Origin of the sequence: Gordonia paraffinivorans NBRC 108238 (assembly GCF_000344155.1) — a bacterium.
Taxonomy (GTDB): Bacteria; Actinomycetota; Actinomycetes; order Mycobacteriales; family Mycobacteriaceae; genus Gordonia; species Gordonia paraffinivorans.
This window is the reverse complement of record NZ_BAOQ01000064.1, coordinates 1-9333: the sequence shown is the minus strand read 5'-3', so window position 1 is coordinate 9333 and position 9333 is coordinate 1. Positions and strand designations below refer to the sequence as shown.

9 protein-coding genes and 2 pseudogenes are annotated in these 9333 nt (G+C 67.9%); 6 read left to right on the top strand and 5 right to left on the bottom strand.

What is annotated here, in order from left to right:
• Both GP2_RS21985 and GP2_RS20320 read right to left on the bottom strand, forming a co-directional pair.
• Positions 1 to 180, bottom strand: a 180-nt coding sequence (locus GP2_RS21985) for a hypothetical protein (protein ID WP_040527608.1), incomplete at its 3' end; no start/stop codon positions are given.
• Positions 181 to 212: 32 nt separating this feature from the next.
• Positions 213 to 746: an integrase core domain-containing protein gene (locus GP2_RS20320; protein WP_157211745.1), complete on the bottom strand. Its 534-nt coding sequence runs from the start codon at positions 744 to 746 to the stop codon at positions 213 to 215.
• Between the two features lie 46 nt (positions 747 to 792).
• Between GP2_RS20320 and GP2_RS20315 the strand changes: the two are divergent.
• Positions 793 to 1014 (top strand): annotated as a pseudogene (locus GP2_RS20315) (transposase); the annotation flags it as partial.
• A 74-nt stretch (positions 1015 to 1088) separates the two neighbouring features.
• On the opposite strand, the gene GP2_RS20310 reads toward GP2_RS20315, so the two are convergent.
• The gene (locus GP2_RS20310) at positions 1089 to 2243 is read right to left on the bottom strand and encodes a sensor histidine kinase (RefSeq protein ID WP_006902515.1); all 1155 of its coding nucleotides are present in this window, start codon (positions 2241 to 2243) and stop codon (positions 1089 to 1091) included.
• Complete coding sequence (locus GP2_RS20305) at positions 2240 to 2929, bottom strand: winged helix-turn-helix domain-containing protein (RefSeq protein WP_040527605.1); 690 nt, start codon at positions 2927 to 2929, stop codon at positions 2240 to 2242. The genes GP2_RS20310 and GP2_RS20305 overlap by 4 nt, the downstream gene beginning before the upstream one ends.
• 217 nt (positions 2930 to 3146) lie before the next feature.
• On the opposite strand from GP2_RS20305, the gene GP2_RS20300 reads away from it, so the two are divergent.
• The 5 genes from GP2_RS20300 to GP2_RS20280 all read left to right on the top strand — a co-directional run bounded on the left by GP2_RS20300 (position 3147) and on the right by GP2_RS20280 (position 8730).
• On the top strand, positions 3147 to 3434 hold the full coding sequence (locus GP2_RS20300; RefSeq protein ID WP_255218675.1) for an SHOCT domain-containing protein: 288 nt from the start codon (positions 3147 to 3149) through the stop codon (positions 3432 to 3434).
• Entirely contained in the window at positions 3427 to 4920 is a 1494-nt protein-coding gene (locus tag GP2_RS20295) for a multicopper oxidase family protein (protein WP_006902510.1), read from the top strand. The genes GP2_RS20300 and GP2_RS20295 overlap by 8 nt, the downstream gene beginning before the upstream one ends.
• Positions 4921 to 4996: 76 nt before the next feature.
• Positions 4997 to 5632: a DUF305 domain-containing protein gene (locus GP2_RS20290; RefSeq protein ID WP_006902509.1), complete on the top strand. Its 636-nt coding sequence runs from the start codon at positions 4997 to 4999 to the stop codon at positions 5630 to 5632.
• A gap of 51 nt (positions 5633 to 5683) precedes the next feature.
• Positions 5684 to 7846 (top strand): heavy metal translocating P-type ATPase, encoded by a 2163-nt coding sequence (locus tag GP2_RS20285; protein WP_006902508.1) that lies wholly within the window; start codon positions 5684 to 5686, stop codon positions 7844 to 7846.
• A gap of 41 nt (positions 7847 to 7887) precedes the next feature.
• Positions 7888 to 8730: a F510_1955 family glycosylhydrolase gene (locus tag GP2_RS20280; protein ID WP_006902507.1), complete on the top strand. Its 843-nt coding sequence runs from the start codon at positions 7888 to 7890 to the stop codon at positions 8728 to 8730.
• Positions 8731 to 8871: 141 nt separating this feature from the next.
• On the opposite strand, the pseudogene GP2_RS21460 reads toward GP2_RS20280, so the two are convergent.
• Positions 8872 to 9333: pseudogene (locus GP2_RS21460) on the bottom strand (recombinase family protein); the annotation flags it as partial.

The window sequence follows — 9333 nt, the reverse complement described above, 5'->3', positions numbered from 1 at the left end:
GATCCGTTCGGTATCGGCTTCGGCGCACATCTCCCGTGCCGCGGCGATCAGGTCGTCGGCGGTCCTGTCGCTGCATATCGGTACTTCGGTGGTCACCTCGGTCAGAAACGAATTCCCCAAGCGAATCTCTTCGGGAAGTCGGTTCCACTCCGACTGGCCGGTCCCCGATAATGCGACCACCCGGTAGTAGAGCCCGGGTTGTTTCGTCGGTTTCAGTTCATCCCGCAGTCCACCGGGTGGTGGGTGTGGGTGCAGGCCGCAGCGTACTCGGCCGGCGTTCGGTAGCCCAGCGCTGAATGCCGGTGCCGCAGGTTGTGGTCGGATCTGAAGTCACCGATGACCACGCGGGCCTCGACCAGGCCCCTCGTCCAGTGGTTGCGGTTGAGGCACTCGGCACGCAACCGGCGGTTGAACGACTCGATGTATCCGTTGTTCCAGGGCGTGCCAGGCGGAATGTAGACGATGCCCACCCGGTCGGTGCAGAACCGTTGCAGCGCTTCGGAAATCATCTCCGGGCCGTTGTCGCATCGCAGCACCCTCGGCGCGCCACGGACGGCGAAGACCCGGGAGAGTTCGGCGACGAGTTTCTCGCCGGTGATCGAGCGTTCCACCAGGTCCAGCAGCGACTCGCGGGTGTGTTCATCGACCATCGACGCGATCTTCACCGCCCGACCATCGACAGTGGAGTCGAACTGGAAGTCCAACGCCCACACCGTGTTCGGTGCATCCGCGGCAACCGCGGGCACCGACGAAGACCCGACACGTTTGCGTCGCTGATGCGTCCGCACCTGGCTGAACAAGGAGATCCGGCGTCGCACCGATGTGGTCGGGATCTTCCCCGACCGGACTGCATTGATCCGACTGGTCGGAGCGGTGCTCGCCGAACAGCACGACGAGTGGATCGAAGGGCGTCGCTATCTCGGACTCGACGTCCTTGCCCGTTCCCGCAGCAACACACCCGCTCAGACCGTCACCGAACCGACGGAGGAGGTGACACCGGCGTTGACTGCATAACCCGACGACGAGGAATCACGCGAGGACCTCGCACACCACCTCACGGGACTTGACCCTTCGCGAGGCGGGCGCCACTACACGCGGGTAGTACCGGTGATGGGCAGATCGATAGTGAAACGTGCTCCGCGCCCGGGACCGTCACTGGCGGCCCGGATCCGGCCTCCGTGTGCCTCGACCAGCGCGCGAGTGATGGTCAGGCCGATGCCACTGCCACCGTGGCGGCGGTTGCGGGCGAGGTCGGCTCGGTAGAAGCGGTCGAAGAGGTGGTCGAGGTGTTCGGCGGCGATCCCTTCTCCGGTGTCGGCGACGACAATCTCGGCGTGGGTGGGACCGGCCTGCTGGCAGGTAATGGTGACGGTGCCCCCGTCGGGGGTGTGGCGCAGCGCGTTGTCGAGCAGGTTGCCCAGTACCTGTCCGAATCGGTCCGGGTCGACGGTGACCGGCACGGATCGGTCGATGCGGGTCTCGAGGGTGACGCCATTGTCGTCGTATCGCGTTCGGGCCGCTTCGACGGCGGCGTTGATCAGGGTTGCGGTGTCGGTGGGCACCGGGGTGATGCGGGTGAGATGTTCCTCGGCGCGGGAGACAGCGGTGATGTCCTGGGCGAGCCGGTCGAGTCGATGGGTGGCGGAACGCAGGATTTGCAGGGTGTCCTCGTCCGGGCTGCGGGCGCCGTCTTCGAGGGCTTCGAGGTAGGAATCGAGAGTGGCGATCGGGGTGCGCATCTCGTGGCCGAGGTCGGCGAGCATCCGGCGTCGGGTGGTTTCGGTGGCCTCGAGACGGCGGGCGAGTTCGTTGACGGTCACGGTCAGCTGGTCGAATTCGCGGCCGAGGCCGGGGCTGTGCATGCGGGTGTCGTAGTGGCCGGCGGCGATCTGCGCGGTGGATGTGGTCACCGCGGTCAGCGACCGTTGGACGCGCCGGGTGATGTACCAGCTCACCGCCAGTGACAGCAGCACCGCGATGGCAATGGCCAGCCCCCAGGCGAGGATGATCGCCCAAGTGAAGGCTTCTTCGACGTGACCGGCCTGGCTGGAGTTGTGGTCGATTCCGGCCTGCCCGAGATGATCGTGAAAGATGCCGGGCGCGAGCGCGGAGGCCACGATCCAGGCGCTGACGGCGCAGCCGAGCACCACCACGGTCAGGGCGAGGAACAGTCGGGTACCGAAACTCGAGGCACTGGCGGTGCGGCGCAGGGACCCACCCGGTGCGGATGATCGGCCGGTCATGATCCGGTGCCCATTCGGTAGCCGACACCGCGGACGGTGCGCACGTACCGGCCGCGTGCGGCATCGTCGCCGAGTTTGCGGCGCAGGTGCCCGATGTGCACGTCGACCAGGTGTTCGTCACCGACCCAGCTCGGCCCCCACACCGCCTCGATCAGCTGGGCGCGGGTGAGGACCACGCCGGGATCACGCGCGAGGGCGGCGAGGATGTCGAATTCGGTGCGGGTCAGCGCGACCGATTGCCCGGCGACAGTGACCTCGCGGCCGTTGACGTCGAGGCTCAGGTCCCCGAAACGACGCGGTGGCGACACGGCGGTGGCTGGGGCTGCGGCGGTGGTGGAGCGGGGGCGGCGCAACATGGCCTGGATGCGGGCGGTCAGTTCGCGGGGGCTGAACGGTTTGGTCATATAGTCGTCGGCGCCGACGGACAGTCCGATCAGGGTGTCGATCTCTTCCGTGCGGGCGGTGAGCATCACGACGTAGGCGTCGGAGAAGGTCCGCAACTGCCGACACACCTCCACCCCGTCCAAGCCTGGCAACCCCAGGTCGAGGACCACCACATCGGGATCGACCTGCCGGGCGAGGGGAACGGCCTCGGAGCCGTCACCGGTGATCGCGACCTCGAAACCGTCCCGCTCGAGATAGGAGCCCACCAGATTCGCCAAAGACGGTTCGTCCTCGACGACCATCGCCCGCAGACCGGTCGAGGGTCGCGCCGGTGTCGCCGGGTCGCTGCCGGATACGGGTGGGCGAGCAGGGGAGGACGTCATGGGGTCCATCATCGCCAGCACCGTCCCGGCGCCGGCGCCGCGGCGGGCTTCTTGAGCAAATCTTCATACGACCTCCACCGAACCTGGGGGTGGGTGCCCGAGGCTGAAGGTACGAAACCGAGGGATGGAGGCGACCATGATGGGTTGGGTCGGTGACGTCGGGTGGGCGGGATGGACCGTCATGACGGTGTGCATGCTCGTGTTCTGGGCGGTGGTGATCTATCTGGTGGCCACCTTGTTCCGTACCGACCGCGCAGACGGTCCTGCCCACACCGAGCAGCAGGACGATCCACTTCGGACGCTCGAAAAGCGTTTCGCCCGTGGCGATATCACATCCGATGAGTTCGTGTCCCGTCGACGGACGTTGACGCAGTCCGGTGGCGCCGCCTCGACCGGTGAGCAGCAGGAGCAGGCCCGTGGTTAGGGTTCCCCGCCGGGCCTTTCTGATCGGCTCGATCCTCACCGGTGCTGGGGTTCTCGCCTCCTGTTCCGCGTCGGGAGCCGCGACCGGCGTCCCGGTGACCGCCACGTCACCGGCGGTGCGTCGTCTCGAACAGCAGCGCCGCTCCCCGGGCCAGCAGGTGGCCTCGGCCCGGTTGACACCGCGTCCGGTCGAGGTGGACCTGGGCGGCCGCATCGTGTCTACCTGGTCCTATGACGACCAGGTGCCGGGGCCACTGCTCCGCGCCCGCGCCGGGGATCTGCTGCGGGTGGAGGTGGACAACCAGCTGCCGGTGGAGACGAGTGTGCACTGGCACGGGCTGGCGTTGAGCAACGATATGGACGGGGTGCCGGGGCTGACGCAGGACCCGATCGCTGCCGGAGACAGGTTCGTCTACGAGTTCACCGTCCCTCATGCGGGCACGTACTTCTATCACTCGCATTCGGGTCTGCAACTCGACCGCGGGCTCTACGGCGCGCTGATCGTCGATGATCCGGCCGAGCCGGGCGACTACGAGCACGAGTGGATCGTGGTGCTCGACGATTGGCTCGACGGCACCGGACGTACCCCCGACGACGTGGCCCGCGAGCTCGGCATCGGCACCGGAATGGGCGGGATGGATCACGGCGCCATGGACATGGGCGGTATGGACATGGGTGAGGAAACGATGCTCTCACCGCTCCTCGGCGGTGCCGGGGACGTGAGCTATCCCCACTTTCTGGTCGGCGGGCGCGTGCCGGATGATCCGATGGTCTTGACCGCCGCACCCGGACAGCGGGCACGGATCCGGTTCGTCAACGCCGCCGCCGACACCGCCTTCCGGGTCGCGTTGGGCGGTCACCGGATGACGGTCACCCACACCGACGGGTTCCCAGTGGTACCGCAGGACACCGACGCACTGCTGATCGGCATGGGCGAGCGATTCGACGTGCTGGTTACCCTCAGCGACGGGGTGTTCCCGCTGTTCGCTCAGGCCGAGGGCAAGACCGGGTACGGACAGGCGGTGGTGCGCACCGCCTCCGGCGAACTGCCGATCCAGCCTCGCCCCGACGAGCTGGATCGGCGGGTGCTGCTCGGCACCGATCTTGCGCCCCGGGAGTATGTGCGTCTGGCCGAGCGTGATCACGATCTGTATCACAGTGTGGATATGGGCGGGACGATGTCGCCGTACCGCTGGACCCTCAACGGCCGCGCCCACCCGAACAGCGCGCCGCTGAACGTCAACGAGGGACAGCGGGTGCGCATGCGGATGCGCAACATGTCGGACATGTTCCACCCGATGCACCTGCACGGACACACTTTCGCGCTCACCGACACCGGTCTGCGCAAGGACACAGTCACCATCGGGCCGATGCGCACCGTCGAGATCGAATTCGACACCGACAACCCCGGCCAATGGGCACTGCACTGTCACAACGCTTATCACCAGGAGGCCGGAATGATGACGACCGTGTCCTACCTGGCGTGACCCGGGCCCGCCGTCCGGCGGTGCCGAGCTGCGCCATCACGATGCCTGTGCTTGTCCGAGAAAGGAACACCCCTTGATGAACAAGAAGACCCTCGCCGTCGGCGCCACAGCCCTGGCCGTGGTATTCGCTGCAACCGCGTGCAGCGATTCCGACTCCGACACCGGCACCACGGTCGCGACCTCGACCGCGCCGGCCTCGGCGGGCACACCCGCCGAACAGGCCACAGCCCACAACGACGCCGATGTGATGTTCGCGCAGATGATGCTCCCGCACCACAGCCAGGCCATCGAGATGAGCGACATGCTCCTGGCCAAGGACAACATCCCCGCCGAGGTCACCGCCCTGGCCGAGCAGATCAAGACCGCCCAGGGCCCGGAGATCGACCAACTCGAGAGCTGGCTCGACCAGTGGGGCGAACCCACCAAGATGCCCGAGAGCGACCACGACATGCCCGGCATGGACGGCGGTATGGCCGAGATGGAGGGGATGATGAGCGAGGAAGACATGCAAGCGTTGGCGGATGCGCAGGGCACCGACGCGGCCCGCCTGTTCCTCGAGCAGATGATCGCCCACCACGAAGGCGCCGTCGACATGGCGCAGACCGAGATCGAGGACGGGCAGTTCCCCGACGCGGTGGCGATGGCCCGCACCATCGTCGATACCCAGCAGCAGGAAATCGACACCATGCGCCAGCTGCTGACCACCCTGTAACCGGCCGACCCCCGGCCGGTTCCTCTCGGCCCGCCACCCAGGAGGCTTTCGATGTCGCACCCGGAGCACGGACACACCCGCCCGGCTCAGGCGCCCACCGGGCACGAGCACAGCGCCGACGTACAGAGCCCGCCCCCGCAGCCGCACGATGCGCACGCCGGATACGGCGAGCATCTCGCGCATGTCGGGTCGGACCCTCATGCCGGCCACGGCGATCATGGTGGGCACGGCACGCACGGAGAGATGTTCCGACGGCGTTTCTGGGTGTCGCTGATCCTGTCGATCCCGGTCGTGGGATTCAGCCACATGGTTGCCGAGTTGCTCGGCTACCCCATGCCGGACTTCCCCGGCGCCATGTGGATCCCGCCGGTGCTGGGCACGGTGATCTTCGTCTACGGCGGCATGCCGTTCCTCACCGGAGGCTGGGCCGAACTGCGCTCGCGCCGACCGGGAATGATGCTGCTGATCGCGATGGCCATCAGCGTCGCCTTCGCCGCCTCGTGGATCACCACCCTCGGCCTCGGCGGTTTCGACCTGGACTTCTGGTGGGAACTGGCGCTGCTGATCGTGATCATGCTGCTCGGGCACTGGCTCGAGATGCGCGCCCTCGGCTCGGCCTCGGGAGCCCTCGACGCGTTGGCGGCGATGCTGCCCGACACCGCCGAGAAGGTCACCGACGACGGCACCGAGGAGGTGCCGTTGTCGGAGTTGGCCCTCGACGACGTGGTGCTCGTGCGGGCCGGGGCCCGGGTGCCCGCGGACGGCACCGTCGTCGCCGGCCGCGCCGAGGTCGACGAATCGATGATCACTGGCGAATCGAAGACCGTCACCCGCGGAAGCGGCGACACGGTGGTCGCCGGTACCGTCGCCACCGACAGCGCCCTGCGCGTGCGGATCACCGCCGTCGGTGAGAACACTGCCCTGGCCGGTATCCAACGCATGGTCGCCGACGCTCAGGCGTCCTCGTCGCGGGCGCAGGCGTTGGCGGACAAGGCCGCGGCGTTCTTGTTCTACTTCGCCGCGATCAGCGGTCTGCTCACCTTCGTGGTGTGGGCGTTGCTCGGCAACGTCGACGAAGCGGTGGTGCGCACGGTCACCGTGTTGGTCATCGCGTGTCCCCACGCCCTGGGGTTGGCGATCCCGCTGGTGATCGCGATCTCCACCGAACGCGCCGCCAAGGCCGGTGTGCTGGTGAAGGACCGTCTCGCCCTCGAACGCATGCGCACCGTCGAGGTGGTCCTGTTCGACAAGACCGGCACCCTCACCCAGGGCCGGCACCAGGTCACCGGCGTCACGACCGCCCACGGAATCAGCGAATCGTATCTGCTGGCCCGCGCCGCCGCAGTCGAAGCCGACAGCGAACATCCCGTCGCGCACGCGATCGTGGCCGCGGCGGGCACCGGTGTCCCGACGGGCGAGAAGATCACCGCCACCGACTTCCGATCGCTGCCCGGCCGTGGCGTGCGCGCGGTCGTCGACGGCACCGAGGTCACCGTCGGCGGACCCGCGATGCTGACCGACCTGTCGTTGTCGGTACCGGCCGAGGTCACCGCCGTCACCGAACAGTGGGTGCAGCGCGGAGCGTCGGTGCTGCACATCGCCGAAGGTGATCGGGTGCTCGGTGCCGTGGCGCTCGAGGACGCGGTCCGTGAGGAGTCCCGCCAGGCGATCGACGCCCTGCACGCCCGCGGAGTCAAGGTCGCGATGATCACCGGTGATGCCCGGCAGGTCGCCGACGCGGTGGCCGCAGATCTCGGCATCGACGAGGTCTTCGCCGAAGTGCTGCCCGAGCACAAGGACGCGAAGGTCACCGAACTGCAGCAACGCGGGCACAAGGTCGCCATGGTCGGCGACGGCGTGAACGACGCCCCGGCCCTGGCTCGGGCGGATGTGGGAGTGGCCATCGGTGCCGGCACCGATGTGGCGATCGAATCCGCCGGGGTGGTGCTGGCGGCGAACGATCCGCGGGCGGTGCTGTCGATCATCGAACTCTCCCACTCCAGTTACCGGAAGATGTGGCAGAACCTGGTGTGGGCGACCGGCTACAACATCATCGCCGTGCCCCTGGCCGCCGGTGTGCTCGCCTTCGCCGGGGTGGCGATCTCCCCGGCGGTGGCCGCGGTGCTCATGTCGGTTTCGACCATCGTCGTTGCCCTCAATGCACAACTGTTGCGCCGCCTCGACCTCGACCCCGCCCACCTGGCCCGCACCTGACCTGCGTGGCCCTGCCCCAGAGAGAAAGTTCTTCTGCGTCCATGTGGATATCGTTCGCGCGCCCCTGCCGGGGTGTGCTCGTCGCCGCTGCCCTGACCGTGCTCGTCGGATGCTCGACCCAGCAGCCCGGTACGACACCGACCCGATCGGGGTCTGTCCCGACCGCGGAGGTGCCCGCGGTGGCATTGACCCCTGCCCTCGATCACCTGCACGGGCTGCACCTCGGTGCCGACGGCACGATCCTGGCCGGCACCCACACCGGCCTGGTCACCCTCGGCATTGACGGGCACACCAGCCGGGTCGGCACCTCCGACGACGACTTCATGGGACTGACCGGGGTGCCCGGCACCGATCGGCTCTTCGCCTCCGGGCATCCCGGACCATCGAGTTCGGCACCGAACCCGCTCGGATTGATCGACAGTGCCGATGGTGGTCGCACCTGGACCCCGAAATCCCTTGCCGGAGAAGTGGATTTCCACGCTCTGGCCACCGACGGGACGGTGCTCGTCGGTTTCGACGGGACCACCGGGCTGTTGGTCTCCACCGACGCTGGCGCCACCTGGAGCGCCGGAGCCCCGCTGGCCGCCGCAGCCCTGGCCGTTACCGACGATGGTGTCTGGGCGGCCACCGCCGACGGGTTGCAGCACAGCACCGACGGTGCCCGGACCTTCACCGCCGTTCCCGAAGCCCCCACGCTGGTGTTGCTCTCCGCCGCCGGTGACGGCTCCCTGTGGGGTGTCGACACTGAGGGTGTCGCCTGGCGCAGCCACACCGGCCGAACATGGGAACAGAAGGCCGTGGTCGGTCCGGTCGAAGCGTTGCTGGCCGTCGATGCCGACACCGCCTATGCCGCCACCGCGCACGATCTCTACGCCCTCGAGTGATCCGGCACTGCCGGGCGCGTCCCGACACTCGGCGACACCGACCGAGTAGGGCGGTAGCAGCTGCGGGGCCGCGTCGGCCTCGGTGAGTCAGTGGAGGACAACAGGCGCCACCCTTTCGAAAATGTCGGTGCGGTACTACTACTACTTCAGATGGCGATACAGCGTCGTGCGGCCGACTCCGAGGATCTCCGCGATTTCGGTCTGACTCATCCCGTTGTCGCGCATCAACCTGGCCTGCTTGATCTTCTTCGGCGTCATCTTCGGCGGCCGCCCCCCCGACCCGACCGCGAGCCCGGGCTGCGGCGAGGCCGGCCGAGGTGCGTTCGCGGATGAGGTTGCGTTCGAACTCGGCGAGCGCGCCGAAGATGGAGAAGATCAGCTTGCCGCCGGCGGTGGTGGTGTCGATCGATTCGGTCACCGACCGGAAGCCGATGCCGCGCTCTTCGAGGTCGGTGACGACCTGAAGCAGATGTGGCAGTGAGCGGCCGAGTCGATCGAGTCGCCACACCACCAGGGTGTCCCCAGGCCGAAGGTGAGAGAACAGGTCATCGAGTTGCGGCCGGGCAGTGGTGGCACCGCTGGCGGTCTCGGTCCAGATCCGCG

Coding starts and splice junctions, on each gene's coding strand:
- GP2_RS20310 (WP_006902515.1), bottom strand. CDS start 2,243: ATGACCGGCCGATCATCCGCACCGGGTGGGTCCCTGCGCCGCACCGCC.
- GP2_RS20305 (WP_040527605.1), bottom strand. CDS start 2,929: ATGGTCGTCGAGGACGAACCGTCTTTGGCGAATCTGGTGGGCTCCTAT.
- GP2_RS20300 (WP_255218675.1), top strand. CDS start 3,147: ATGATGGGTTGGGTCGGTGACGTCGGGTGGGCGGGATGGACCGTCATG.
- GP2_RS20290 (WP_006902509.1), top strand. CDS start 4,997: ATGAACAAGAAGACCCTCGCCGTCGGCGCCACAGCCCTGGCCGTGGTA.
- GP2_RS20285 (WP_006902508.1), top strand. CDS start 5,684: ATGTCGCACCCGGAGCACGGACACACCCGCCCGGCTCAGGCGCCCACC.
- GP2_RS20280 (WP_006902507.1), top strand. CDS start 7,888: ATGTGGATATCGTTCGCGCGCCCCTGCCGGGGTGTGCTCGTCGCCGCT.